Origin of the sequence: Nocardia nepalensis, from assembly GCF_048910785.1 — a bacterium.
GTDB lineage: Bacteria > Actinomycetota > Actinomycetes > Mycobacteriales > Mycobacteriaceae > Nocardia > Nocardia nepalensis.
The window spans coordinates 123,497-148,574 of record NZ_JBKBET010000021.1 but is presented as its reverse complement, the minus strand read 5'-3'; the positions used below and the strand labels follow the sequence as shown (position 1 = coordinate 148,574).

General features: G+C 66.3%; 26 protein-coding genes. 8 read left to right on the top strand and 18 right to left on the bottom strand.

Going from position 1 to position 25,078, the window contains the following annotated elements:
* The first annotated feature begins 102 nt into the window (after positions 1 to 102).
* Positions 103 to 3,036 carry a tetratricopeptide repeat protein gene (locus tag ACHQ4I_RS17550; protein ID WP_420772854.1) on the top strand — a complete coding sequence of 978 codons (2,934 nt, stop codon included), beginning with the start codon at positions 103 to 105 and terminating at the stop codon, positions 3,034 to 3,036.
* A gap of 67 nt (positions 3,037 to 3,103) precedes the next feature.
* The gene (locus tag ACHQ4I_RS17545; protein WP_420772853.1) at positions 3,104 to 4,225 is read left to right on the top strand and encodes a BTAD domain-containing putative transcriptional regulator; all 1,122 of its coding nucleotides are present in this window, start codon (positions 3,104 to 3,106) and stop codon (positions 4,223 to 4,225) included.
* 9 nt (positions 4,226 to 4,234) lie between these two features.
* Here the strand turns inward: ACHQ4I_RS17545 and ACHQ4I_RS17540 are convergent, their stop codons facing one another.
* The 8 genes from ACHQ4I_RS17540 to ACHQ4I_RS17505 all read right to left on the bottom strand — a co-directional run bounded on the left by ACHQ4I_RS17540 (position 4,235) and on the right by ACHQ4I_RS17505 (position 13,347).
* A complete protein-coding gene (locus ACHQ4I_RS17540) occupies positions 4,235 to 4,954 on the bottom strand; it encodes an MgtC/SapB family protein (RefSeq protein ID WP_420772852.1) in 720 nt (239 codons plus the stop codon).
* Positions 4,955 to 5,269: 315 nt separating this feature from the next.
* Entirely contained in the window at positions 5,270 to 5,890 is a 621-nt protein-coding gene (locus tag ACHQ4I_RS17535; RefSeq protein WP_420772851.1) for a TetR/AcrR family transcriptional regulator, read from the bottom strand.
* Positions 5,891 to 5,925: 35 nt separating this feature from the next.
* A complete protein-coding gene (locus ACHQ4I_RS17530; protein WP_420772850.1) occupies positions 5,926 to 7,245 on the bottom strand; it encodes a pyridoxal-phosphate dependent enzyme in 1,320 nt (439 codons plus the stop codon).
* Positions 7,245 to 8,849 carry a type III PLP-dependent enzyme domain-containing protein gene (locus ACHQ4I_RS17525; RefSeq protein ID WP_420772849.1) on the bottom strand — a complete coding sequence of 535 codons (1,605 nt, stop codon included), beginning with the start codon at positions 8,847 to 8,849 and terminating at the stop codon, positions 7,245 to 7,247. The genes ACHQ4I_RS17530 and ACHQ4I_RS17525 overlap by 1 nt, the downstream gene beginning before the upstream one ends.
* On the bottom strand, positions 8,846 to 10,138 hold the full coding sequence (locus ACHQ4I_RS17520; protein WP_420772848.1) for a heavy-metal-associated domain-containing protein: 1,293 nt from the start codon (positions 10,136 to 10,138) through the stop codon (positions 8,846 to 8,848). The genes ACHQ4I_RS17525 and ACHQ4I_RS17520 overlap by 4 nt, the downstream gene beginning before the upstream one ends.
* Positions 10,135 to 11,448 carry an aminotransferase class V-fold PLP-dependent enzyme gene (locus ACHQ4I_RS17515; RefSeq protein ID WP_420772847.1) on the bottom strand — a complete coding sequence of 438 codons (1,314 nt, stop codon included), beginning with the start codon at positions 11,446 to 11,448 and terminating at the stop codon, positions 10,135 to 10,137. The genes ACHQ4I_RS17520 and ACHQ4I_RS17515 overlap by 4 nt, the downstream gene beginning before the upstream one ends.
* A 117-nt stretch (positions 11,449 to 11,565) precedes the next feature.
* Positions 11,566 to 12,000, bottom strand: coding sequence for a CBS domain-containing protein (locus tag ACHQ4I_RS17510; protein ID WP_420772846.1), 435 nt, complete (start codon positions 11,998 to 12,000; stop codon positions 11,566 to 11,568).
* Between the two features lie 87 nt (positions 12,001 to 12,087).
* Entirely contained in the window at positions 12,088 to 13,347 is a 1,260-nt protein-coding gene (locus ACHQ4I_RS17505) for a PucR family transcriptional regulator (RefSeq protein WP_420772845.1), read from the bottom strand.
* Between the two features lie 292 nt (positions 13,348 to 13,639).
* Between ACHQ4I_RS17505 and ACHQ4I_RS17500 the strand changes: the two genes are divergently transcribed.
* Complete coding sequence (locus ACHQ4I_RS17500; RefSeq protein ID WP_420772844.1) at positions 13,640 to 14,794, top strand: esterase/lipase family protein; 1,155 nt, start codon at positions 13,640 to 13,642, stop codon at positions 14,792 to 14,794.
* A gap of 17 nt (positions 14,795 to 14,811) precedes the next feature.
* Here the strand turns inward: ACHQ4I_RS17500 and ACHQ4I_RS17495 are convergent, their stop codons facing one another.
* From ACHQ4I_RS17495 to ACHQ4I_RS17485, 3 genes are all read right to left on the bottom strand, one after another.
* Complete coding sequence (locus tag ACHQ4I_RS17495) at positions 14,812 to 15,009, bottom strand: hypothetical protein (RefSeq protein WP_420772843.1); 198 nt, start codon at positions 15,007 to 15,009, stop codon at positions 14,812 to 14,814.
* A gap of 196 nt (positions 15,010 to 15,205) precedes the next feature.
* The gene (locus tag ACHQ4I_RS17490) at positions 15,206 to 15,442 is read right to left on the bottom strand and encodes a hypothetical protein (protein ID WP_420772842.1); all 237 of its coding nucleotides are present in this window, start codon (positions 15,440 to 15,442) and stop codon (positions 15,206 to 15,208) included.
* 203 nt (positions 15,443 to 15,645) lie between these two features.
* Positions 15,646 to 16,443 carry an SAM-dependent methyltransferase gene (locus tag ACHQ4I_RS17485; protein ID WP_420772841.1) on the bottom strand — a complete coding sequence of 266 codons (798 nt, stop codon included), beginning with the start codon at positions 16,441 to 16,443 and terminating at the stop codon, positions 15,646 to 15,648.
* 443 nt (positions 16,444 to 16,886) lie between these two features.
* Here ACHQ4I_RS17485 and ACHQ4I_RS17480 point away from each other — a divergent pair, with 443 nt between their 5' ends.
* Together ACHQ4I_RS17480 and ACHQ4I_RS17475 are read left to right on the top strand one after the other, a co-directional pair.
* Complete coding sequence (locus ACHQ4I_RS17480; protein WP_420772840.1) at positions 16,887 to 17,111, top strand: DUF397 domain-containing protein; 225 nt, start codon at positions 16,887 to 16,889, stop codon at positions 17,109 to 17,111.
* A gap of 88 nt (positions 17,112 to 17,199) precedes the next feature.
* Entirely contained in the window at positions 17,200 to 18,087 is an 888-nt protein-coding gene (locus ACHQ4I_RS17475) for a helix-turn-helix domain-containing protein (RefSeq protein ID WP_420772839.1), read from the top strand.
* A gap of 37 nt (positions 18,088 to 18,124) precedes the next feature.
* On the opposite strand, the gene ACHQ4I_RS17470 is transcribed toward ACHQ4I_RS17475, so the two are convergent.
* Both ACHQ4I_RS17470 and ACHQ4I_RS17465 read right to left on the bottom strand, forming a co-directional pair.
* Positions 18,125 to 19,078 carry a carbohydrate kinase family protein gene (locus tag ACHQ4I_RS17470; protein WP_420772838.1) on the bottom strand — a complete coding sequence of 318 codons (954 nt, stop codon included), beginning with the start codon at positions 19,076 to 19,078 and terminating at the stop codon, positions 18,125 to 18,127.
* Entirely contained in the window at positions 19,075 to 19,743 is a 669-nt protein-coding gene (locus tag ACHQ4I_RS17465) for a class II aldolase/adducin family protein (RefSeq protein WP_420772837.1), read from the bottom strand. Before ACHQ4I_RS17465 ends, ACHQ4I_RS17470 begins: the two co-directional genes overlap by 4 nt.
* A 53-nt stretch (positions 19,744 to 19,796) precedes the next feature.
* Between ACHQ4I_RS17465 and ACHQ4I_RS17460 the strand changes: the two genes are divergently transcribed.
* Positions 19,797 to 20,435 (top strand): TetR/AcrR family transcriptional regulator, encoded by a 639-nt coding sequence (locus tag ACHQ4I_RS17460; RefSeq protein ID WP_420772836.1) that lies wholly within the window; start codon positions 19,797 to 19,799, stop codon positions 20,433 to 20,435.
* Positions 20,436 to 20,475: 40 nt separating this feature from the next.
* Here the strand turns inward: ACHQ4I_RS17460 and ACHQ4I_RS17455 are convergent, their stop codons facing one another.
* The 4 genes from ACHQ4I_RS17455 to ACHQ4I_RS17440 form a co-directional block, all read right to left on the bottom strand.
* Positions 20,476 to 20,784, bottom strand: coding sequence for a hypothetical protein (locus tag ACHQ4I_RS17455; protein ID WP_420772835.1), 309 nt, complete (start codon positions 20,782 to 20,784; stop codon positions 20,476 to 20,478).
* A gap of 229 nt (positions 20,785 to 21,013) precedes the next feature.
* The gene (locus ACHQ4I_RS17450) at positions 21,014 to 21,331 is read right to left on the bottom strand and encodes a putative quinol monooxygenase (protein WP_420772834.1); all 318 of its coding nucleotides are present in this window, start codon (positions 21,329 to 21,331) and stop codon (positions 21,014 to 21,016) included.
* Between the two features lie 50 nt (positions 21,332 to 21,381).
* Positions 21,382 to 22,044 carry an SDR family oxidoreductase gene (locus ACHQ4I_RS17445; protein WP_420772833.1) on the bottom strand — a complete coding sequence of 221 codons (663 nt, stop codon included), beginning with the start codon at positions 22,042 to 22,044 and terminating at the stop codon, positions 21,382 to 21,384.
* A 13-nt stretch (positions 22,045 to 22,057) separates the two neighbouring features.
* Positions 22,058 to 22,561, bottom strand: coding sequence for a DUF2599 domain-containing protein (locus ACHQ4I_RS17440; RefSeq protein ID WP_420772832.1), 504 nt, complete (start codon positions 22,559 to 22,561; stop codon positions 22,058 to 22,060).
* A gap of 331 nt (positions 22,562 to 22,892) precedes the next feature.
* Between ACHQ4I_RS17440 and ACHQ4I_RS17435 the strand changes: the two genes are divergently transcribed.
* Positions 22,893 to 23,099 (top strand): hypothetical protein, encoded by a 207-nt coding sequence (locus tag ACHQ4I_RS17435; RefSeq protein ID WP_420772831.1) that lies wholly within the window; start codon positions 22,893 to 22,895, stop codon positions 23,097 to 23,099.
* A gap of 28 nt (positions 23,100 to 23,127) precedes the next feature.
* On the opposite strand, the gene ACHQ4I_RS17430 is transcribed toward ACHQ4I_RS17435, so the two are convergent.
* On the bottom strand, positions 23,128 to 23,385 hold the full coding sequence (locus ACHQ4I_RS17430) for a hypothetical protein (protein ID WP_420772830.1): 258 nt from the start codon (positions 23,383 to 23,385) through the stop codon (positions 23,128 to 23,130).
* Positions 23,386 to 23,717: 332 nt separating this feature from the next.
* Between ACHQ4I_RS17430 and ACHQ4I_RS17425 the strand changes: the two genes are divergently transcribed.
* Positions 23,718 to 24,875, top strand: a complete 1,158-nt coding sequence (locus tag ACHQ4I_RS17425) for a lipase family protein (protein ID WP_420773085.1) — start codon at positions 23,718 to 23,720, stop codon at positions 24,873 to 24,875.
* The last annotated feature ends 203 nt before the right edge of the window (positions 24,876 to 25,078 follow it).

Sequence of the window (25,078 nt, the reverse complement as noted above, 5' to 3'; positions counted from 1 at the left end):
CCACGCGCGGCCGATCCTTTCGAGCGACCTGCAAGCAGTCGCTAGGGGCGATTGGGGTGTGGAGGGTCGTTGGGGAGTCGAGGTGGGAATGGTGGTGCTGGTATGGGAGGAAGGCTTGCCCTTGTCGTCGGGTCCGAATGCGAGGCGCTCGGCGAACTGGGTTTCACTGGTGAACTGGCGACGGGGCTGTACGGGAGATTGACCGAGTCCGGCGGGTGGCGGGCCGCGACGGCGGTGCCCGGCCCGGTGCTGAATCCGACTGTTGCACAGTTGGTTACGGCGGTTGACGAGGCCTTCGATGCGGCCGCGCGGGAGCAGGCGACCTTGTTGATCGGCTTCGTCGGGCACGGCACCTCGACCAGCGCGGAGGACTTCTTTCTGCTCGGTCATGATTCGCCCGCGGTGCCGACCTCGCATACGGCGTTCCATCTGACGCAGGAGATTCGGGAGCGGTTGAACCGATCGGCGCTGGACGGGCTGGTGGTGCTGGTCGACGCGTGTGAGACCGAACAGGGTGTGCTGGGCGCGGCCCGGCGTTGGACCGATCTGCTATCGCGGGCGGCGGGCCGGATGGAATTGCTGGTCGCCGCCGGTGACGGGCCCGCGTACGCCGGATGCTTCACCCGAACCCTGTTGTCCACCTTCGAAGCCGGGCTGCCCGCGCGCGGGGAGAATCTGCTGCCGTCGGATCTGGTCGATCCGATCGCCGCCGCGTGCACGCGGCAGCAGCCCGAACATCTGTCGTTCACCTCGGGCAACGTATCGGCTTCCGAGGGCGGTGATCCCGGCCTGTGGCTGGTGCCGAATATCGCACGCCGCCACGATGCCGTAACCGGCCGTCCGGCAGCGGGGTTCGTCGATCACCTGACCCGCAGGCTGTTACTCACGCCAGCCGTGCGCGAGACGCTCGACGATATCGTCGGGTCCGGCGGCTATCGGCTGCGCGGTGTGATCGGACCGCCCGGTGTCGGCAAATCGACGTTGCTGGCGATGCTCATCCGGCCGAGTCTGGTCGATACGCTGCCGGTCGCGCCCGAATACATCACGGCCGCGGTGTTTCTGACGGTCAGCAGTTCGATCGAGGCGGTCGCGGCGGAACTGTCCGCGCAGTTGAGCACCCGGCTACCCGGTTTTCGTGCGGCGGCCGCGATGGCCCGGGGGCTGGCCGAACACAGCGCCGCCGAATTCGACGTCTTCGATATCGAGGTGCGACAACCATTGGCGGACTTGGGCCGATGGGGTCGCGGGGTCACCATCGTCATGGATGGGCTGAACGGACCGGAGGAGGGTACGCAGCGGCTGCTCGTTGCCGCGGTTGCCGAGTTGACCCGGCGACCCGAACTCGCGCACGTCCGGGTGATCGTCGGGATCCGGGCGGGCCTGGGTTTCGAGGACGATCCGGCGCTGGCGCATATGCACCGGATCGTGGTGGCCGAGCCGGTGGCCGAGGATATCGCCGCCATCGTGGAATCGGCCGGGTATGAGCGCGCCGCCGTCGACGAGCAGGAGTGGGTCGGCTGGATCGATGCGCGTCTGGCCGAAGCCCCCACGGCGCGTGCCGATTCCCCGGTTGCCGCGGCGGGCTGGTTGCTGGCCGGGCTTTTGGCGGAAGTCGCGACCGAGGTCACCGACCGGGTGGTCGCCGAGGACATCGGCGTCGACGGTCTGGTGGCACTGCGGGTCGGGGCGGCCATTCGGTCCGCCGCGGGCAACGGACATATTGCGCCGAACACCGCCGATGCCTGGGCGATCGGCGCGCTGCTCGGTGTGCTCGTCGCCGCGGGCGTCGGGCCGGTGCTGCCGCTGGAAGTACTCGACGCGGCCATGCGCGAGCTCGGGGTCGACGCCAATATCGCCGGAATCCGTGATATCACAGCGGGTTTGGGCGTTCTGGTGATCCGCAGTCGACCGGGCACGGCCGACGAATCGCTCGGCATCACCCACGCCGCCCTGATCCCGGGGCTGACCAACGAATGCGACCGGCTCGGTGTGCACAGCGACGACGCGCATCGGGCGGTGATCGCCGCCATCGAAACCGGCACCGCCGACCGCGTGGCCGCGTATGCCCGCGGTGCGGCGGTCCGCCACTACCTGGCCTATGGCGACGCGGCCGCCGCCTTCGGCTACCTCGAATCGCTGGAAACCACACGGGTGGTGGACAATCGGGATCTGTGGGCGGCCTGGCTGCCGAGCTTCACCGCCGCCATGGGGCCGGACCATCGGGTCACGCTGTCGGTCCGCAACCATCTCGCGAACTGTCGAGGCCGCAGCGGCGATTTCGCCGCCGCCATCGCCGAACTGGAGGAGCTCGCCCGCGACCAGACGCGCGTACTCGGCGTGGACGACCTCGATACCGTCACCACCCGATTCGATATCGCGGACTGGCGCGGACATATCGGCCAGTTGGAGCGCGCCGTCGCCGAATTCGAACGACTAGTCGTCGATCACACCCGCATCCTCGGCACCGACCACCCCTGGACGCTGCGTGCCCGCAACAGCCTGGCCTACTGGCGCAGTGAACGCGGCAGCCTGCGCCGCGCGGTCATCGAATTCGAACAGCTGATCATCGATCAGGAGCGCATCCTCGGCCCGGTCGATCCGCAAACCCTGCGCACCCGGCTGCATCTCGCGCGTTCGCGCGCCATGGCGGGCGAACTGACCCGCGCCTTCACCGAGTTCGAACTGCTGCTCGCCGACCAGATCCGCATCCTCGGCCCGGATGACGGCCAGACCCTGCGCACCCGCATCAGTATGGCGCGCTGGCGTCGGGAAAGCGGCGAAACAGCAAGGGCCATTATCGAATACGCGACCCTGCTGACCGATCAGTTGCGCATTCTCGGACCGGATCATCCGGACACCCTGTACACCCGCAACTGTTTGGCGGGCTGCCACGGTGAGGCGGGCGATGTCGGCGCCGCCATCGCCGAATACGAACCGCTGCTCGCCGATCAGATCCGGATCCTGGGCCCCGACCACCCGCACACCCTGGTCACCCGCAGCAATCTGGAGTATTGGCGGGCCCGATCCGGCGGGTAGCGGGGGCGGATCGGCGTTACTGTTCTTGCGGGGGCCATCGGCTGGCCCAGTCCTAAGGAGTGCGGCAATGGCCGATATGCGGGCGCAGTTCGGCGTGCTCGGGCCGGTTCAGCTCTCGATCGACGGGGTGATGGCGCCGGTAGGCGGGCCGAAACAGCGTGCGGTGCTGGCATATCTGGTGATCAATGCCAATCATCCGGTGTCGGTGGAAGCGCTCGCCCAGGCCGTGTGGGAGCAGACGCCGCCCTCGGATGTGCGGGTGAGCCTGCACGCCATCACCTCGAATCTGCGCAAACCCCTGCGCGATGCTGGGCTCGACGCCCGGGCCGTGCTCGCCCAGGTCGGCGCTGGCTATCGGATCGCGGTGGCCGAGGGAGCCTGTGACGTGCAGCGGTTCCGCGCACGCAAGGAGTCGGGTCTGCGGGATCTGGCGGCGGGGCGATTCGGCGCGGCCAGCGAATTGCTGTCCAGTGCACTCGGTCAATGGCGGGGTCCCGTGCTGGCGGATCTGCGCGGGCTCGGATTCGCCGACGCCTACGCCGCCGCGCTCGATGACGAACGGATCGGCGTCATCGAAGCGCGCGCTTCGGCCGATATCGCGCGCGGCCGCGCGGATGGGGTAGCCGCCGAACTCGCCCTGATCGTCGGATCGCACCCCTTGCGAGAACCGTTGTGGGAGAAGCTGATCACCGCGCTGTATCTGAGCGGGCGACAGTCCGACGCGCTCGCGGCTGTGCGCCAGCTGCGGACCACCCTGGACGACGAACTCGGCATCGATCCGGGTCCGGCGATCCGGGAGTTGGAGGCGCGGATTCTGCGTCAGGAGCCGCTGAGCGTCCGTGCGGTGGCCGATGCGACGATCACGCGGGCGACAACGATTGTCGAGCAGTCGTCGGCGGGTGCGCGCGCGGAGTTGCGCGATCGGGACGGCACGGTCCACCCGATCTCGGGATCGGTGACGCGGATCGGGCGGCTGCCCGATAACGATATCGTGCTCGACCACGGCAAGGTCAGCCGTCAGCACGCCGTGCTCGTGGACAACGGGCTGAGTTTCGTGATCAGGGATCTGTGGTCGTCCAACGGTGTGTACGTCGATAACGAGCGCATTATCGACAGCGTGGCGCTCACCGACGGCGCGGTGGTACGCATCGGCGAGTTCGAATTCGTGTTCACCCTGATTCAGCAATGAAATACGCTGTCATGCCCGCGCACCATCCGACGACTCGTCGACCGAGATATGCCAGCCGACGCTGGTCACCGATGGTTCCAGGCTGAGCCTGCTCGCCGCCGATTCCATCTGCCGGTCGTCGCGCTGATCACGGGTGAGTTCGGCGCGCACCTCGACTCGGCCAGGAGTACCGGTATTCGCGCTGGCCACCGAGACGAGCCGGAAGTCGCTGCGGGTCAGGGCCTGTACGAGCAGCGCCCGCACATGAGCCTCCTGCTGATCGTTGGTCACCGCGACGAAGACATAGGACGCGGGTTGTTCGGCGGCGGCACCGGGTTGGCGGTTCACCGCGCGTCCGGCCGCTCGCAGCGCCACATTGACCACCATGACCGCGATGGTGCCCGCGGCCGCGGTGGCGAACATGCCCGCACCGGCCAGTGCGCCGACGGCGGCCGAACACCACAGTGTCGCAGCGGTATTGAGCCCGCGCACATTGAAACCATCGCGGATGATCACCCCGGCACCGAGGAAGCTGATGCCGGAGACGATCTGCGCGGCCACCCGGGCCTGGTCGGCCTCGCCGCCGTGGAAACCGTGCGCGGACAGCAGTACGAACAGCGTCGCGCCCGCGGCGACGAGCGCATTGGTGCGGAGCCCTGCCATCCGGGCTCGGTACTGCCGCTCGAATCCGATCACCGCGCCGAGGCCGACACCGGCCAGTAGCCGCAGGATCATCTCTACCGTTGACATTACGCACTCCCTGACTAGGTCAAGCGCACCATCGAACAGCAGGCTACGGGCTCATCCCGTTCCGGAATCCGCTTGCGGAGGTGTCGCCGAGTGAATATTCGGCTAACACGAGTATGGGACTATTACCGCCGGTCATCTGGGCTACCTCCTTCTTCCGGTCGAGCGCACGGCAGGGCCGGGCGCTGTGTGTAATCGTCGCAGAGCCTGCGCGGGAAATCCGGCAAAACAGCCGGTGAGCACCCCAGACCTTTGGCACTTCACGGCGTGAACCCGATCGCATCACATCTGATGGCTTGTGCCGTCAGTTGAAGGTGGTCAATACATGGCGCGGTAGGCGGCGATGGTCGCGGTGCAGTGGTCGATTACCTGCTCACGGGTGGCGCGCAGCGATCCGTTCAACCAGGCCGAGAACATGCCCGCATTACCGCTGGCCATGGTGACCGCGGCCAGCCGGCGCCGCACCGGGTCCTCGATATGGGCGAAGAGATGATCCTGCATCAGCCGGGTGAAGACCGGCATCACCGCGATGGTGGTCTGGCCGAGGCCGGTGCTCGAATACGGTTCGACCAGGAACAGCCGTGACTTGCGCGGATCGGCGAGCACCTTGTCGACCAGGATCTCCGACAATTCGCGGTCGCGGGAGGGGTCCGCTGCGGCGAACGCGGTCATCGGCTCCAGGAATTCGTCGGCGACTTGGCGGTAGAGCACGTCCAGGAGTTCATCGCGGCTGGAGAAGCTCTCGTAGAAGTACCGGTCGGTGAGATTGGCTCGCCGACATACCGCGCGCATGGTGACCCCGCTCGCACCGGATTCGCCGATCAGGTCCAGCGCGGCCTCGAGCAACGCGGCGCGGCGGGCCTCCCTGCGCTCGGTGAGCGTCGTTCCGCCCCAGATCCGGGGACCGGCGTCATCGTCTGATTCCTGGCCTGTCTGCACCCGCCCACACTAATGCCTGACCGTTATGGCACGGTTCAGCCACCGCGTTCCAGTGCGAATCCGGCATCACGCCAGGCGACGATTCCGCCGCCGAGACTGGTGGCGTCGAAACCGTCCTGCCGGGCGAGCGCCGCGAAGCGCAGCGACAATTCGCCGACTGGACAAACGAACACCAGGGGTCGCGATCGCGGGAACGGGATGCCCTGGGTGAACATATCGTCGAGTTGGTCGTCGCGAATATTGATCGCGCCCGGCACGTGGCCGATGCGATAGGCCATCGCGCCGCGGGTGTCCACGATGGTTGGCCGCGCCGTGCGGTCCAGTTCGGCCAGCTCGTGCGGGGACAGGGCCGGGGTCGCGCTGAGTTCGGCCGTGGTGGGTGCGCGTCGGCGGTCGGCGCGGTCGAACAGTTCCGGCCTGCGCTTCTTGATATAGGACAGATACGGTTCCAGTCGATCGCAGACGATGAAGACCGCGACCACCGGCTCCTGCGTCGAAATGGATTGCTCGCCAAGGGTTTCCAGGGTGGCGGCATAGCTGGCGCCGCTGGTCGGACCGGCCAGGATGCCGTAGCCGGTGGCGAGTGCGAGGGTGGCCGCCACCGCGCGGGCGGAATCGATGGTGACGATGCGGTCGTAGAAATCGGGTTGGAACAGCCCGACATCCCACATCTCGCTCTCCGAACGGATACCCGGTATGAAGTCCGAGCGATCGGAAACCACCGCGATGGTGCGCAATTCGGGATTGTGCTTGCGCAGGTAGGTGGCCGCGCCGCGGGTGGAGCCGGTGGTGCCGAGTCCGCCGACGAGATAGTCGATCCGGGTGATCCCGTCGGCCGCGAGGTCCTCGTGGATCTCGCGGCCGGTGCCGTGGTGATGGGCCTCGATATTCTTCTCGTTGGTGTACTGCGAGGGGTGATAGTAGGCCTGCGGATCCTTGGCCATGGTCGCCTCGATCACCGAGTACACATCGTTCGGCGTGGTCGGGTCCGGACATTCGGACAGGCCGGGCAACTCCGTGATTTCGGTGCCGAAGAGCTGCAGGAGATCGCGCACCTCGGCGACCCTGATCCGGTTGGTCACCGCGCGCAGACCGATGCCGTGCACCGCGCCCAGTATCCGCAGCGCCTTGGCGGTATTGCCGCTGGATGCCTCGATGAGTGTCCGGCCGCCCGCGCGGATATCGTCGAGATCGTCGCGGATCATGCCCCAGGCCACCCGGTCCTTGACCGAGCCGAAGGGATTGTGCGACTCCAGTTTCGCGTACAGCTCGACATTGTCGAGTCCGTGCACGGCCGGGTCCAGGCGCAGCAGTGGCGTATTGCCGATCAGCTCGGTGATGTGGTCATAGCGCATTACGGCGCTCCGGAAGGTCGGCGCGGCAGCGGCGGACGGCGCGGGCCGCGCGGGGGAGTGCGGCGCGGCGGGGGCAGGCCCACCGGAATGAGCGGCTCGTAGTCGGCATCGCGGTACACCTGGAAACTGCCCGTCCGATGCACGACAGCGAGTTTCGCGGGTAGCGGATGCATCGAGGCCGACGCCGCGGACAGATCCATGTGGTAGGCGGCGGTATTCGGGAACACCACCAGGTCGCCCTGGCGCGGGCGCTCGGGCAGCCACACCTTGTGATTGGTGATCAGGTCGCGCTCCAGACAGAGTCGTCCGGCGAAATACACACCGACAGGACCGGATTCGGGTACCGGATGCAGTGTGGGCATGGTGTCGGCGGCACTGCGCAATGGTGTCACGCCAGCGCCGCTCACGCGGCCATCTCGGCCGGGCCCCGGCATGCTCGGCATATGCGCGATGCTGGGCAGAATCACCGGATCGATCATGACCTCCTGATCGGCCGGGGTCACCTGATCGCGGCTGAGGTCGAGATTGACCAGCACCGTGCCGTCGGCGAGTTCCTTGACGAACTCCACCCGTGACACCGTCACCCCGGCATGATCGACCAGCGCCTTACCCGGCTCCAGCCAGACGTCGAGCATATTGTCCCCGACCACCTGGGCCACCGTGCGACCGCCGTGCCGCTCCAACGGCGCGCCGAGCAGATCGTCGAGCATCCGCGTCGCGGGCACAGTGTTCGCGTACTTGTGGAAAACCGGAATCCCGTGCACCGCACCGTCATCGACGTGATAACCGAAGGTATTGTTCGACCAGCTCATCGGTTCCCCACGGCCGAGCAGCGATTCGCGCAGCGCGCGCACATAACCGTCGAACCGATCCGCGTCGGCGGTGAACACCTGCCGAAAGCCGCCGCCGATATTCAACACCGAAGGCCCGAGCCCATGCTCGTACGCCCGCTCGACCAGGGCGAGGCAGGCGTCGATGGCCCGGATGCGCTCCGCGGGCTCGCCGGAGTCGATATGAAAGGCGAAGCCCAGGAACGCGATTCGCCGACGATTGGCTGACAGCAGATCGAAGGCGCGATCCATATGCGCCAGCGGCACGCCGAACCGGCTCACCGAACCTTCATCGAAGCCGGAAACCCGCAGCAGCACAGGGACTCTCGCACGGTCACCGGCCAGTTCGGTGATCCGGCGCAGCTCCCACAGATTGTCGACATTGATGGTGACCCCGCAATCGATCAGATCACGCAGGAAGGCCTCACCTTTCGGTCCGGTCACCTCGATGCGCATCGGGCCGAATCCGGCGCCGATCGCGCTGGTCAGCTCCTGCGGTGACGCGACGTCGATCGCGATGCCCGCGTGCTCGGCGGTGCGCACGAAGGCGCGCGACTGATTCACCTTGTGCGCGTAGCAGATTCGGTAGCGCGTGCCCCTGCGGTCCAATACGGCGCGGAACCGTTTCAGGTTCTCCGCGTAGACCTGCGGAAACACCAGGTGGATCGGGGATCCGAAGCGAATAAGCGTCTCTTCGACGGCCTCGCGGGTATCGAGAAAGGCGCGCACCAGCGGATGGATCTTCGCGGGTAGCGCCGGTAGCGGCGCCGTCATACCGCGGTTTCCCTCGGCTGCGACCCCGAGGAATCCAATGCGGCATGCGCGGGTTTCTCGGCCACGGGGTTGTAACCGCCGTCGCGGATCGACTCGAAGGCGCGCGCCCGATTGCGCGGACTTCGGAATTCGGCGACCACCCGTTTACTGGGCAGATCGATCTCGACCACCTTGATGCCCATCGTCTCCAGCACCCCGGTGATGGTGCGGACACAATGCTGGCAGCTCATATCCGGTACATAGAAGATCTGGTCCTCGGCGGTGGCCGAAGCGTCGGCGGTCAGTTCATCCAGATCGGCGCTCACCTCGGTGATCCGGATCCGCTCGGCGAGCTGTCCGAAGATCGCGACGAATTGGTCGACCACCACCGGCAGCAAGGTGTAATGCCCGCCGCCGAGATGGTGTGGCATGGCGGCCAGGCATGCTGGCCGGGTATTCGACGGCAGCAGCGCATATTGGCGGGAAATGAGATCGAGATCGTCGTGGTACTTGGCAATGGCCGCCGCGACGCTCAACCCCTCCACCCGGGTGGCCCGCCGCATGACGGTGTGCGCGTCCTCGATGGTGGCATCCTTCATCGCGCGCAGCGTCGCCACGGTGTCGGCGGTGTAGCGCACCGTGCCGTCGGGCTGGGTCGCCAGGGTCACCGGGATCATCCCGCGCCGGTACGTGGAGGCTTGCAACTCCCAGTACCAGCGGGTGGCGACCGACGCGAAAATACCGGAATCGTGTATGCCCCTGGCGAATTCGGCAGCACTGCGATATTGCGTCTGACGGGCCAGCAGTGCGTGCTGGGCCAGCGCACGCCCGGCCGCCTCGATGCCGACGCGCAGGATCTCGATCGGATCGTGATCGGTGGTGGTGCCGTCGAGCACGGTGCGCTCGCGTGGGCCGAGGCCGTCGACGCGTTGGGCCAGTGCCGAATTCGCGGCGAGGGCGTGCCACAGCACCAGGACGGTCTCGCGCATCGCGATCGGGACCAGCGGACCGAGGCCGTCGGCGCGGAAGTGCCCGGTATTGGGGATGCCGTCGCTGTCGGTCCAGGCGATGCGGTGCGTCGCGCTGGTGACCTGATGCGGCCGGCACGGGCGCATGAAGTTCTGCAGGTACAGCCGCTGCGAGTAGGTCAGGTGACTATTGGGCTCGGGACGCAGTGCGGCGCAGGTGTATTCGATATGTCGGGAGGAGGTTACCGCGATCGGGGTGGCGAACAATCCGGGTTCGGTGAGTCCCGCCAGCACCCGGGACGCGGCCCGCCTGTCATAGCGCGGGGTGTCGTCCATTTTCATGTGACCTCCTCGGCAATCGTCGTGACGCATCTGGTGAAGCGGTCGATCTCGTCGAGGGTGTTGTAGATGTGCGTGCTGACCCGCACCGAATCCGTGCTGTCGTCACCACCCCCGGGTGTGCAGTGCAAGCCGGTGCGAACCAGAAAACCCAACTCGCTCAACACGAAGCCGAGATCCGTCGCGGAAATGCCCGCGAGCGTGAAGGACACGATGCCGTAGCCGATCGCGCACGGCGCGTGCGCGGGCCCCGGCAGGAAGTCCAGTCCCGGCACGGGACGGAGATTGTCGATGAGCCGCAAGGTCAGAGTGCGGTTGTGCGCGGCGATGACGCCGAGGTCCAGCGACTCCAGCACCTCGAGTGCGCTGCCGAGGGCGAGGATGCCGGGAATGTTCTGGGTGCCGCCCTCGAGCAGTTCCGGCATTCCGGCCGAGGCCAATCCGGCATCGGTGAGGTCGACCCCGGTATTCCCGCCGGGCAGGAACGGCAGCAGCCGATCGTGAACTCTGCGGTGGCAGTAGAGGATTCCGGTGCCCGGCGCGCCGAACATCTTGTGCGCCGCGAAGATCGCGAAGTCGGCGCCGAGTTCGGTGACGTCGACCGGCAGGTGCCCGCCGCTCTGACTGCAGTCGAAACACAGCAGAATCTCGGGATCGATCAGGCCGCGCAACTCCTCGAGCGTGGTGAGCCCGCCGAAGACATGGTGCAGATGGCTGGTGGTGATCAGCCGGGTGCGCGGGGTGACCTTGGCCAGGATGTCGGTGGTATCGGCCTCGCCGAGTTCGGTCACCCGATAGGGGACCAGTTCGATGCGACGGCCGAAGCGGGCCAGCACCTGCCGAAGATGATGCCAGGGATGGACATTCGAGGCGTGATCGCGTGGGTTGTAGAGGATTTCGTCGCCGTCGTCGAGTTCGGCCAGCCCCCAGGACAGCGCGACCGCGTTGAGCGCCGCAGTGGCGCCGCCGGTGAAGACCACCTCGTCCGGAGACTCGGCACCGAGGAAGCTGGCCGTGCGGTCCCGGACCCGAGCCAGGCGGGTGGTGAGGTTGGTCGCCCACGGATAGGTGCCACGACCGGCATTGGCCGTGCGGGAGGTGTGGTAGCGGTGAATGGTCTCGATGACCGGCAGCGGCTTCTGCGTGGTGGCCGCGCTGTCGAGATAGACCTCGGTGGATTCGGCGAGCGCGGGAAACAGTCCACGCGCGGCTGCGGCGGTGGGAAGCGATGGTGCCGATATCCGCGGGGCGGAGACCGGCGGCGGGGTGACAGAAGGCCGGGTTAGGTGCGTCCCGGACGCAGGTGACCGCAACGTGTCGCTCCCTCCGAGAACCGCGCTGGACGCCACCAACGATACGCACATTCAGAACGGACTTCGAAGGTTTCTCTCGGACAACGTTTTTCGGAAGTCGCAGCTACCCTGGGCCCTTCAGTACTGTCCCTGCACGTACTCGACCAGATGTTGGCGCTCGGTGGCCAGTTCGGAGATCGCGCTCTTGACGACATCGCCGATGCTGACGATCCCGATCAGACGGCCGTCGCGGACCACGGGCAGATGCCGGATGCGGTGTTCGGTCATGGTGCCGCGCAGCGAGTCGACCCGGTCCTCGGGCGCGCAGGTGTGGACGTCGACGGTCATGATTTCCGAAACCGGGGTGTCGAGCAGAGCGGCGCCACGCGCGTGCAGACTGCGCACCACATCGCGCTCGGAGACAATGCCGACGATCCGGTTGCCGTCCGGCGACACCACCACCGCCCCGATGTTGTGTTCGGCGAGCGTGCTGAGCAAGGTTCGCACCGTGGTCTCGGGCGCGACGGTGGCCACGTCGCTACCCTTCCTGCGCAAGATCTCGGCTATTCGCATAATCCACCCATCCCGATGTCGCGGCACCTACCAGGATGACTCGTTCGTGACCTCGTGACCAGCACGAATCCGCATCAGGCGGGGATTCTACAGCCGTCGCGCGACACTGCGGTCGAGATCGCGGGCCAGCAGGGCGATGGCCGCCTGCGAGATCCCGGTCGAGGTGGCCAGATCGATCGAGGTCAGCTGGGCGATCCGGCGCAGCCGGTAGTCGACGGTATTCGGGTGGACGTAGAGCTGGCGCGCGGTGAGCTGGCGGTTCATATCGTTGCCGAGGTAGACGCGCATGGTGTCGAAGAGTTCGGGATGTGCGTCGAGCGGGTCGAGGATGGTGGCGATGCGTCGGGTCGCGGGGCCGCCACGGGTGAGTTGGTACTCCACGGCCAGGTCGGCCATCTGATACAGACCCGGATTGCGTCCGCCGACCCGCACCAGATTCAGCAGTTCGTGGGCCTGGTCCGCGGCCTCGGGAATCTGATCGGTCTCGCCGGTGACCACGGTGGCGGTGAGCTGAACCTCGGCGGATTTGGCCAGCAGTTCCAGCGTTTCGGCGGTCAGGATCGCCGCGTCGTCGTCGATCGGGACGAGCAGTGTGCCGCCCTTGGTGCTCAGCAGGGCGAGCACCCGGGAATCGAAGGCGATGGCGAGCTCCGACTGCAGCCTGCGCAGCTTTCTGCGGGCGGCGACATGGCTGTCGACCCGCGGATCGCGCTCGTCCGGATGTTCGGGAATCGACAGCGCGACCACTTGATACGAGTCGGCGATCGGGATGCCCGCCTGGCGGGCGAGCGCGGAACTGCCGCGACCGCTCAACAGTGCCGAGGCCAGGGTCTGGGTCGCGGTCTGGTGTTCCCTGGCGACCAGATGCTGTTCCTCGACATAGGCGTCCGAGACTGCCGCGGTGATCGCCTCCAGGAGTTCGAGCATGAGGTCGGTGGCGACGAGCAGTTCATCGACATCGTCGGCCTTGGCGCGCGCGGTCACCAACCCGAACGCGATGCGCAGGCCCTCGTGGTAGGCGCGCAGGATGGTGCCGAGCGGCACCGCTTCGCGGGCCCACTGCGCCGCCGCCTCGCGCACCTCGCCGAGCTGATCATCGCCGGGAACCGCGCGCTTGTCGAACATTTCGGCGGCCAGCGCCAGACAGCTGCGGGTCAGCTTGGTGACGTCGCCGCGCAGCTGCTCGCCGGGCAGCGTGCGACACGGCGCCATGCAGGTCGCGAAGTAGCCGACCATGCGCGAGGCGACACGATCGGTATTCAGCAGGGGAATCGACGCGGGCTGCCCGCCGATCTCGAGGACGGGGTCCGTCGCTTCGACGGACAGATCCAGCGCGGAGAAGGTCATACGCGTCGCTCCAGTGGCACCTCGGACGTGATGCATCTGCGTCCGAATCGTTGCATCACTATACGAAAAGGTTATGAACCTGGGAAAGGTTACGCGAGATCGAATACGCGACCGCATCGTTGTGCATTGCTCTCACTCGGGCCATGTGCCGTGGTGGGAAGCTCCAGCGCCGCACCGCGTCAGGTGAAATCCGGTGACCAGCCGCCTTAACGTTGGCCATGGCTTCGGTGTTGCGAACGGTTCCCCTGCGCCGTCGTGTCCGATGCTGGGCAGCTATGGAAGGTGCGAACGAATGTCACGACGTACTGATCGGCGATTGCGACGGAAGGCGCTGTCCTGTGCCGTGATCGGGAGCGCCACGGTGCTCGCGGTCGGGTTCGGACCCGGTGCCGCCGGCGCCGATCCGGACATCGCGCCGACCGAGCAGGCTCTCGCCGACTACATCAGCGCGGGGCCGGGCGCGACGCCCGAAGGGCGCACCCCGGTTGCCTTCGTGGGCACCGACAGCAGCTCGGGTTCGACGGGGAGCCGGGCTTCGGTTCCGGTGAGCGCGGGGCCGGAGGTCGCGGGCTTTCTCGCCGCGTTCGGCTACAGCGTCCTGCATCCGGACGCATCGCCGCCGGGTGCGAACGACTGGAATTGCCGTCCCACACAAGAGCATCCGCGTCCGGTGGTGCTCGCGCACGGCACCTGGATGAACGCCTACGACAGCTTCGCCTACCTGGCACCGCAGCTGGTGCGCGCGGGCTTCTGCGTCTTCGCGCTGAACTACGGACAGGCCGATGTGCTCCAGGGCGGCGGGTTCGGTGCGATCCTGCCCGGACGCAATGCGGTTGGCTACATGGAGGATTCGGCGAAGCAACTCGCCGAATTCATCGATCGGGTGCGGGCCGCGACGAGGGTGGATCAGGTCGATATCGTCGCGCACTCGCAGGGCGGCACGGTGGCCGATCAGTACCTGAAATTCGAAGGGGGAGCGGGCAAGGTGGCGCGGCTGGTCACCTTCGGCTCCACCCATCACGGCACCAGTCTGCTCGGGATGGCCACGCTGGGGCGGGCGATCGACAAACTGGGCGCCGACATCGTGCGCCTCAACGAACTGTTCATCGGCCACGCGAATATCGAGCAGATGATCGGTTCACCGTTCTACGCCAAGCTGAATCAAGCGGGCGACACCGTGTCCGGTATCGAGTACACGGTTGTCGGATCCCAGCACGACGAGGTCACCAATCCCTATGAGCTGACCTTCCTGACCGCGGGGCCCGATGCCACGGTGCACAACATCACGCTGCAGGACGGCTGCGAGCAGGATATGTCGGATCACCTGACGATGATGTACTCGCCGCGCGCGATATCGATCGCGCTGCGAGCGCTCGACCCGGCCGCGCATCCTGATTTGGTGTGCGCCTTCAACCCCTGGTTCATCGGCGGGGGCGGCGGACTATAGGCATCGCCGAGCGAAATCTAAGCGGCGCCTTGGCGGTTGCGCAGCGTGAAGTCGTCTACCGCTGCGCCGCTTCGGATTTCGTGTTCGATCGCGATGGCGGCGTAGTGCTGGCCGCTGGCGCGTAGCTCGGCGATGCGCCGCTGCAGCGCTTCGGTGCCGTAGGCGGCGGCGACGTCGGCGATGCCTAGCCGACCGGCAGCCGGTGGTGGATTCATGCGAATTGGCCCCTGTGCCTCTGGCGCCGAGAGGTCCCGGTGACGACTGTGGCACGGGCTCGGCGGATGCGAAACTCCCTTGTCGCGCACGAGTTTAGAGCGGCGTGTTGTACAGATGCAAGCACATCGGTGCGAACATCGCTGTGTCCGAAGCGATTTGGGTGCTGGCGGATTGCGGAGCCGTTGGTGGTGAACGTTATTCGTCGTCGAGTCCGGCCGAGAGGTAGGCGGCGGCGGCGAGCCATTGGCGGCATTGCGGGCCGTGGACCTCGTGCAGATACAGGATCTCGCGCGCCTGTCGATAGGTGAGGCCGCGCGGTTCGACAGCGCAATCGAGTGGCGCGTAGTCCGGCGCCGAGCATTGCCGCAGGGTGTCGATCCCGGAACCCCCGGCGATCGTGGCCCCGCGGGTAGTACGGAATGGCGTACTCATCTCGACCGCCCCTCGCTTTTGCGGATGGGGAGGTGGAATGTGGTGACGCTGGCGCGAACTCCCTGCGTACCTCCCCGATGCTCGCTCCGAGTTTAGGCCGTCGGCACTTACAGATGCAAGTACATTTGTACGAACGACCGATAGAAATATGAACGGTGGTTGTCGACCGGATGGCCGATGACCACCGTTGTCCCGCTTGTGATTCAGGGCTTGCGCGCGACCGCGCCGTAGGCGGAGATCGCCCGGATCTCGCCTACCTCGGCGGCATCGGCCCGCCACTGTGTAATGGAGACGAATCCGGGCTCCACCATGTGCAGACCGTCGAAGACGGCGTGGATTTCGGCCTGGGGGCGGGGAACATAGGGAACGCCGCCGGTGCCGGTGTAGTTCTCACACAGCGTGACGTAGTCCTTGCTGTCGTCGGTGCCGTCCCACATGACCAGGAAACTGCCCGATGGTGCCGCGGCGAGCACGGTGCGCACGATGCGCAGCAGGTCCGGGTAGGTCTTGGCGTGACCGAGCACGCCCATGAACATCACCCCGATCGGCTCATTGAAATTGAGCACGTTCCTGGCATCGGAGATGATCTGCTCCGGATTGTGGAAGTCGGCGTCGATGTAGGTGGTCACACCCTCCGGGGTGGTGCTGGTGAGCAGCGCCCGCGCGGTGGTGAGCACCAGCGGATCATTATCGACGTAAACAACTTTCGATTCGGGCGCGACGCTCTGGGCGACCTCGTGGGTGTTCTGCATGGTCGGCAGCCCGGTGCCGATATCGAGGAACTGGCGAATGCCCTCCTCGCCCGCCAGATAGCGGACCGCGCGAATGAGGAACTGGCGCGACTGCACCGCCATGGTGGTGATGTCGGGGTCCACCTCGATGCCCGCGTCACCGGCGATCCGATCGATTTCGTAATAATCCTTGCCGCCCATCCAGTAGTTCCAGATACGTGCGGAATGCGGAATGTCGGTCCGGATGAGTGGGCGGTGATCTTCGGACATGGGCTGGACTCCTCGGCGAGCGGATAAGCGTTGACCGGACTGCTCCCGCCGGGCGACGTCGCGTATGGCTGGCACATCCGATGTGCACTGTGACAGTACAAGATTCGCGTGCGCTCGACCGCTGCGATCCGGGCAGTTCGCCGACCTGGTTCGGGTGCGGGCATCGTGCGGAATCCGTTGCGTGCAAACGGGTCCTACCACCGGCGCGGCGCGGCGTGGGGGCTAGACAGATCGCCCCCTTCGGGATGGCCCATACGGCACTCGAGTAACCCGTCGAACAATGGCCACATAGCGGACCGTTAGGTCTGAATTCTGCTGTCCCACTGGGGAAGCTTCGTGCTATCTTGCAAATGTAGGTGCAAATGCAAGAACGTTTGAGCGCACATCTGTAAGGCCGCTCGAGCGCACATCTCACACTGGAAGCAGCCCGAGGAGTGGGGAAGATGGTGGACACCGGTATGCACAAGATCAAGAGCCCTTGGCGCAAGAGCTCCTTCAGCGGTCCGTCCGGGGGCAACTGCGTCGAAGTCGCGGAGGCATCGGATGGTTTGATCGCCGTTCGCAATTCGCGCGACCCGGAAGGTGGCATGCTGTTCTACACCCGACCCGAGATCGACGCATTCGTGCGCGGCGCGAAGGCCGGGGAGTTCGACGATCTGACTAGCTGAGCGGTAACATTGGCGATCGGTGCGGTGTGTTTCTAAACGTGGTGTTTGTGACACACTGTGGTCAAACCCGAGTATCGGAGATGACTTCATGATCGCAGAACCCGATGACGACGGTCGTGTGCAATCGGTTGTAGTGGAACGTGGTCCGACCGTATTGCGGATCGCGCTGGGCGGGCAGTTGCGTGACCTCCGGGTGAGTAAGGGCATCACCCGAGAGGCCGCAGGTGACCACATCCGCGGATCACACGCCAAGATCAGTCGTCTCGAGTTGGGCCGCACCGGTTTCAAGGAACGCGATATCCGCGACCTGCTGACCCTGTACGGCGTCTCGGACGCCGAGGAACGGGAACGATTCCTGGAGCTGGCCAGGCAGGCGAACGAACCAGGCTGGTGGCATCGCTACAGCGATTTGCTACCGTCCTGGTTCGGCACCTACCTAGGCTTGGAGCAGGCCGCGAGCAAGATCCGTACCTACGAGGCGCATCTGGTGCCCGGGCTCTTGCAGACGCCCGAATATGCCAGGGCGGTAATGTCACTCGGGTACGAGGACGCCGATATGGACCGGCGGGTCCAGGTCCGCATCCGTCGGCAAGAGGTGCTGCATCGCGCCGATCCGCCAACCATCTGGGCGATCATCGATGAGGCCGCGCTGCATCGGCCGGTCGGTGGATCGCGAGTGCACCGGGAGCAGATGGAACACCTCATCGAGCTCGCGCAATTGCCGAATGTCACCGTCCAGGTCCTGCCGTATTCGGCGGGGGAGCACGCCGCCGCGGGTAGTTCGTTCAGCATCTTGCGTTTCGCCGAGGCCGAGCTGCCCGACATCGTCTACCTCGAACACCTGACAAGCGCGCTGTACCTGGATCGACGGCAAGATCTCGCGCTGTACCTCTCGGTCATGGACCGCTTGAGTGTGCAGGCCGAGTCGCCCGGCGAGTCGCTGAAGATCCTCGCCCAGTACGCCAAGAACGCTTGACTGCCATTGCGGCAGTGGTGATTCGGAACGAACCCGCTTACCGGCCCGGCTGGCTCGGGGCAGGGTCGCGAGTGGGGCCGCCGGCCGCGAACGTGTCCGCGGCAGCGAGATCGAAATCGCCATAGTCGCTGCCGAGTCCCTGAGCTACGAGCGCGGCGACCGCATTGCCGAGGATGGCGGCGTCGGGCAGGGAGCGGCCCAATGCGGTGGCGCGGATGAATCCGGCGGAGAAGGCGTCGCCGCAACCAGTGGTGTCGACGACATCGACGGCGTAGGCGGGAATGTCGTGGTATCCGTCGGGACCGACGAGCAGGGTGCCATCCGCGCCCCTGGTGATCGCGAGAATGCTTGCGCCCGCGCCCTTCAACACCTCGCAGCCCGCCCTGAGATCGGTGCTGCCGGTGAAGCCGAGCACCTGTTCGTCATTCGGTAGGAAGTAGTCGGTGTACGGGAGCACGTCGGCGATGGCGTCGAGGCTGCCGAGCGCGCCGGGCGCGATCAGATCGACCGAGGTGGTGACGCCATTCTCCTTGGCATACCGCAGGATTCGCGCGGCATCGGCCGCGCCGATCAACTCCGGACCGCCGAGGTGTAGATGGTCGGCGGCGGCGAGCGCGGCCCAGTCGACGTCGTCGAGGGTGTAGAACGGGTTGGCGCCCAGCAGATGCAGACTCGGCCGCGCGCCGTCGGGCCGGATCGGCAGCACCGACGACGAGGTGGGCTGATTTTCCTTGCGCACCACCAGTTCTGTGTCGATGCCCGCCTTGGCCAGCAGTGCGAGCAGGATATCGCCGGAGGTGTCGGTGCCGATCGCGCCCGCGGTCCGCACGCTCGCGCCGAGTTTGGCCAGGGTCAGCGCGGTACCCGCGGCGGTGCCCGCGGCGGTGATGCGAATATCCTCGACCAGTGTGGTCTGCTGTCCCTCCGGTATGGCCGCCACGGGGCGGACGAGAATGTCCAATACCTGTGCGCCCAAGGCGATTACGTTCATTCGATATCCTTCTTCAGTGGTTTGCGGGTGCCGTATCCGGTGCGCAGTGCCACCTCGACGACCGCGGCCTGCTGCTGCTCGGAGAGCTCGCGCGGCCGGCCGATCGCCACGGCGTCCAGATACAGCGCACAGGCCCACTCCAGCAGCAGCGCGGACTCGACCGCCTGGTCCAGCGATGCGCCGATGGTGACGGCGCCATGATTGGCCATCAGCGCGGATTGTTTGCCCCGCAACGCCTCTCGCACCGCATCGGCGAGTTCCGTGGTGCCGAAGGGATGGAACGGTGCGACCCTCGTCGAACCGCCGAGCAGCAGCTGCTGATAGTGGATGACCGGCAGTTCGTCCAGGACGCAGGCAATGGCCGTGGCCTTCGGCGCATGCGTGTGCACGATCGCCTGCGTGTCATAGGTGCGATAGATATCGAGATGCAAACCCAATTCGGAGGTCGGCGCATAGCGGCCTGCGACCACGGCGCCGGTCAGATCGACCACGGTGACGTCGTCGGCGGTGGCCTCGGCGAGTACGGCGCCGGTGGCGGTGATGGCTACCAGATCACCGAAGCGCCGGCTCGCATTGCCCGCGGTGCCGATCAGCAGTCCGTGCTCGGCGAGGCGCAGACACGCCGCGGCGACCTGGGCGCGTTCGTTTGGCGCGGTGGTGGTCATCCGGATACCCTACCGAAACCTGAATCCTATTCACATTATCTCGGAGGTATTCCGTGCCGGTCCGTGCTCTACCCGAAGCGGGCTTGCGTCGCGTGCCGATTCAGGCGCGCAGCCGGGAGCGACTGGCGCGCGTACTGGAGGTGGCGGACCGACTGATCGCCACCGAGGGCGTCGGCGCGCTGACGATGATCAGAGTGGCTGCGGAGGCGCGGATTTCGGTCGGATCGCTGTATCAGTACCTGCCGGACCGCGAGGCCGTCATCGAGACCCTCGCCGCGTCGTACCTGGAGCAGCTGGAGGCCAAGGCGGCTCTGCTACTCGAGATCGCGCGCCGCGAACGGTGGGACGATCCGATCGGCGTCCTGGTGGACGCGTTCGCACAGGTGTACCGGGACGAGCCCGGCTTCCGTGCGCTGTGGTTCGGCAAGGACTTCAACGAGGCCGCGCGGGCCGCCGATCGCGAGCACAAACGCCGGATGGCGGTGACGCTGCGCGATGTCATGCTCGCGCAGGGCACCGTCGCCGATGGCGAGGAACTCGATATCGCGTGCCGCGCCGCACACCTGATGGGCGATGCGGTCATGCAAGAGGCATTCCGGATCGATCCGAACGGCGATCCGAATCTGTTGCGAGAGGCCAAGATCGCGCTGCGGGCCTACGCCTCGCAGTGGGCATCGCCACCCCAGCCGTGATGCAATTCGATTGCGCCGCTACATCATCGAATGCCGTGGATCACTGCTTGATGAAGCTGGAGGCGATGCGCCAGAAGGTGGCGGGCTGCAGGGCCTCGAGATCCCAGTCGTCGGCCAGCGCGTGCGCGGTGGTGACGATCCGGTCGATATCGAAATCATGTCGAGTGGCCGCACCGGTTGACTCGACGGCATCGATGACGAAAGCGACTGCGGTTTCTCGCGAGTACGCGGTACTTCGCTGTCCGCTTCGGGTCGACGGTGTGCTCATAGTTGTTATACCGTTCGCTGGCTGGTCGGCCAGTGCGGCTTCGGCGATTCCGAGCCGGCCGCCGTGAAGTGGTTGGTCCATTCGAACACCCCTTATATCTGGCGGCAGCAAACCTGTGGCGACATTGGCCCTTGGTTCACCCACGCGGCCTCCCCTGGTTGTCCCCTGTAATGCCTTGCGGGACTGAGTTTAGGTCGGTGTGCCTTTCAGATGCAAGCACATCTGCACGATCGATTGTGCATTCGCAGTTGGGTTTTCGCATCTGCTAATAATCCGCGAACCGGTGTCGACCCTGGCGAATTCTGTGCGATCATTTCGCATTGACCACGACATCCGTGCTGTAGTGCACCTGAGTGCCCGGCTCGACATATCGTTCCACCGCGCAGCGCCAGGCCAGGAAATGTTCAGTGAAACGGTGCGCCTCGGCCGCCTCCTCATCGATATAGACCTGGTAGAGGAAAAACCGATGCGGATCGACCCGGTCCGCGCACACATCGAATCGCAGGCAACCGGGTTCCTCGCGCACCGATGCGCTGGCGCTGCGGTTCACCGCGGCGAGGAATTCACCACGAGATCCTGGTCGGAGCTTGAGGGAAGTGATGCGGCTGAACACGGTAATGTTCTCCATTCCAGCGGCGTAAAAGGTCAATCGATAACTCCGGCACCGCCTTCGGCGATCTACTGGCTACCGGTACCGGCGATCGCCTGTGACACCGGTGTGTCGCCCGCGACGAGCTCCAGCGTGGCGTGCACGGTCCGCGGCTCGTGCAGTATCTCGGCGAGGACGGCGGCGACATCGGCGCGTGCGATGCTGCCGCGGGGCACCGGCGGCTCGCTCAGCGTGACCCGATCCGTTGCCGCCGTATCGAGCAGGCGGCCGGGCCGCAGGATCGTCCAGTCCAGATCGCGGGCGCGCAGATCGTCCTCCGCCTGAGTCTTGGCGTCGATGTAGGCGGCCCAGCCCTCATCGGTGCCGGGCGCGGGCGGCTGTCCGGCGCCCATGGTGGAGATCTGCACGAAGCGCCGGACACCGGCCGCTTCGGCGGCATCGGCCAGCAGGACCGAACCGCCCTTGTCCACCGTGTACTTGCGGGCCGCGCCGCTGCCCGCGCCCGCACCGGCCGCGAAAACCACGGCGTCGGAATCCTTTACGACAGCCGCGAGTTCCGAGACGGTGCTGTGCTCGAGATCGAAGACGACCGGTCGTGCGCCGGTGGTGGCAACCTCGTCCGCGTGTTCGGCATTGCGGATCAGGCTGTCGACCTGGTCGCCGCGCCTGCTGAGTATTTCGCCGAGCAGTAGTGCGATCTTGCCGTGTCCGCCTGCGATGACGACGCGCATGGGTGCTCCCTTCTCATCGTTCTGGTCCGCCGGGATTACACGCGGCCTGGACGGTGGCCTGATAGCCCACCGCGGGGCGCCATGGCTCCAGATTCCAGCTCTCCTTGTTCGGCTGCACCATGCGGGCCCAGACCCAATGGCAGACGAACTGGTCGCGCATGCCGGGCGTGTCGGCGTCCGGAGATTGTCCGAGCACCTCCTGCCACGCCCGTTCCTCGGTGTTGGGGAAGGTCTCGTGCCGCCCGGCCTGGGTCGGGAAGACCAGCAGGCGCGCACCGTCGACGCCCTCGGTCCAGGTGGTGTGGTCGATGAGCGGCATATCGGCATAGGGATCGACGCTCGGCGCCGCGGCAAGGGGAGTGCTGGACGCCGCCACGGTCGTGGTCGTGGTCGGCACGGTCGCCGCGGTGACCGAGGCTGATTCATCGGAGCCGCATGCGCCCACGAGCGTGCCGCAGCACAACAGCACTGCGCCCAATCGCGCCGCTCGCGTCCGCTCGGTATTCCGCTGGGTCACTGCCGATCCTTCCGCGTGGTGGTATGCCAACCGAGGGTAGTCATAGGGCGGCGGCGCAACAGCGATACCGGGCTCGGGGCCACCGATGGTGTCTTGTCGGCCGGTGGCGGGGCTGGCGATAGTCGGTCGATGGTGCGGCTCGGAGGGGTCGGTGCGGCGTTGGTGGCGCTGGCGGGGCTGCGCTGGCGTTCACGATCCGGCCGCGCGAGTGCTACTCGATACGGTCGATCCAGCTCGGCTGGCCGCCGGATTCGCCGGTGATCTTCGATCGCGTCGGACTGGGGAGCGCGGCACGCATCCGTGCCCGAGGGTCCCTCACCGGGCGCGCAGCGTGATCGATGGCGTGCGTGCGGCCCGCACGGTGCTAGCGGCCCTGCGCGTCCGCCGGGCTGTCTTCGGACAGCAGGGCGGGCAGACCGCGCTGTTCACGGCGGCGCTCGATACACCGACGCACGCAATCGACGCGGTTGCCACCGGTACGCCGCCGCATCTGGAGTGCGGGGTGACGGTGGCCGGGCGGTGGAGTCCGAATGTGTGAACGTCGCCTTCCTGCTCGCGTAATGCCTTCAGCGCCACAGTGATCGGCACGGCAGGCGACGTAATCCCGGTCGTACCTTGCCATCAACGGTGACGGTGAGCCCGTCGTGCAGTGCGGCCGAGGTGAATTCCCAGGCCTCGGCCCTGGTGGCCGCGTACTCCAGGATGAGCGCGTCCTCGGGTGTCGGACCGTCGAAGTAGACGGTGATCCGCCGCGTCGGCGATTCGTGGATATCGATCGGATACATCGAATCTCGCGCAGTGGAGTTGTGTCCAGTGCCGTCCATGCCACCGTCTCCTTTGACCCCGACCCAAACGTGTCAGTAGATGCGACGGTAAGTCACGCACCATGGTGGAGGATATGGTCCAGACGATCAGCTGGACATGTCACAGACACGACACCTCCCGGTAGGAGACAGTCACGAAGGCCGCGACCCGGCTATCACAGCTCGCGCACCCGGAACTTGTGACTTATCAAAAGGATTCACCCCCTGCCCTTCCGGGCCGTGGTCGTCGACTATGGTCGCAGCGTTGGACCCAACTCGAGAGGCAAGCGTCGATGAGACAGGCCCTGCGAAGACCGTTGCGCGCATTCGGTGTGCTGGCGACCGGTCTGCTGATGGTGATCGCGGTGGCCGGGGCCGCGCACACCACACCCCTGTATCCCGCCCCCGATCCCGACCCCTTCTACGCGACACCGCCGGATCTGGCGGATAAGAAGCCCGGTGACGTGATCGCGACGCGGGTGATGCCACCGTTGCCGATCTTCCCGGACACCACCGTGACCGTCGTGCGGTTCCGGTCCACCAGCTCCGAGGGGCAGCCGATCGCGGCGACCACCACGGTGCTCACCCCCAAGGCGCACGCCGCCGACGGCCCCCTGCTCTCCTACCAGCACATCATCAACGGCCTCGGCGCGGAGTGCTCGGTGTCGCGGGTGCTCTACACCGGCGATCCGAACCTCATCGTCCGGGAGGCGCCGGGCTGGAACGTGCTGCTCTCGCGCGGCTGGACCGTCGCACTGCCGGATCACCTCGGTCCGAATTTCGCTTATGGCGCAGCCAAATTGGGCGGCATGATCACCCTCGACGGTATCCGGGCGGTGAAACAGGTCGCCGAATTGCAGGTGCACAAGAGTCCGGTTTCGATGGTCGGCTACTCCGGCGGCGGCATGGCCACCGCGTGGGCGGCCGCGCTGGCGCCGAAGTACGCGCCGGAACTGGACATCGCCGGCGCCGCGATGGGCGGTGTGCCGATGAATCTGGTGACGATGCTGGAGACCCTCGGCCTCAACTCGCACCCGGTCTTCGGGCTCGCCCTGGCGGCCGGGCTCGGCCTGGAACGGGAGTATCCGGACCGCTTCCCGATCAGCGACCAACTCAACGACCGCGGCTTGGCCGCGCGCGCCGCGATCGCCAATAGCTGCACCAATGACATCCTGGCCACGGGCGCGGGCCGCGGCGCGCTGGACTTCGCGAAGTCGACATCGATGATCAACGATGCCACCGCACGCGCGGTGGTCGAGGAGAACAGCCTCGAACTCTACGACGGCGTGCCGAAAACGCCCATCTTCGAATGGCATTCGCCGATCGACGGACTCATCCCGGTGGATGCGGTGGTGCATACCGATAAGCGCTGGTGCGCGGCCGGTGCGCGGGTGCAGTCCGAACAGATACCGGTCCCGGATCATCTGACCGCCGCGGTGCTGGGTATCCCTGCGGCGCTGACCTGGCTGGATGCGCGATTCCGAGGGGAGGCGGCACCGAGCAACTGTTGATGCGAGCACAGACCAACTGGTGAGATCCGGCGGACCGTCGGGTCGCAACCGAGCCGGATCTGCCTTGCCGGACAAGCAGTTTCGGCTCGAATTATTGCAATTCGGCGACGTGACACACACAACTCGAACACATTGGGGTCTCCGGCCGGGCATGGCCGGTTAGCCTGACGTACTGGCCTCGGTACGACAGGGGTGGGTGTGCC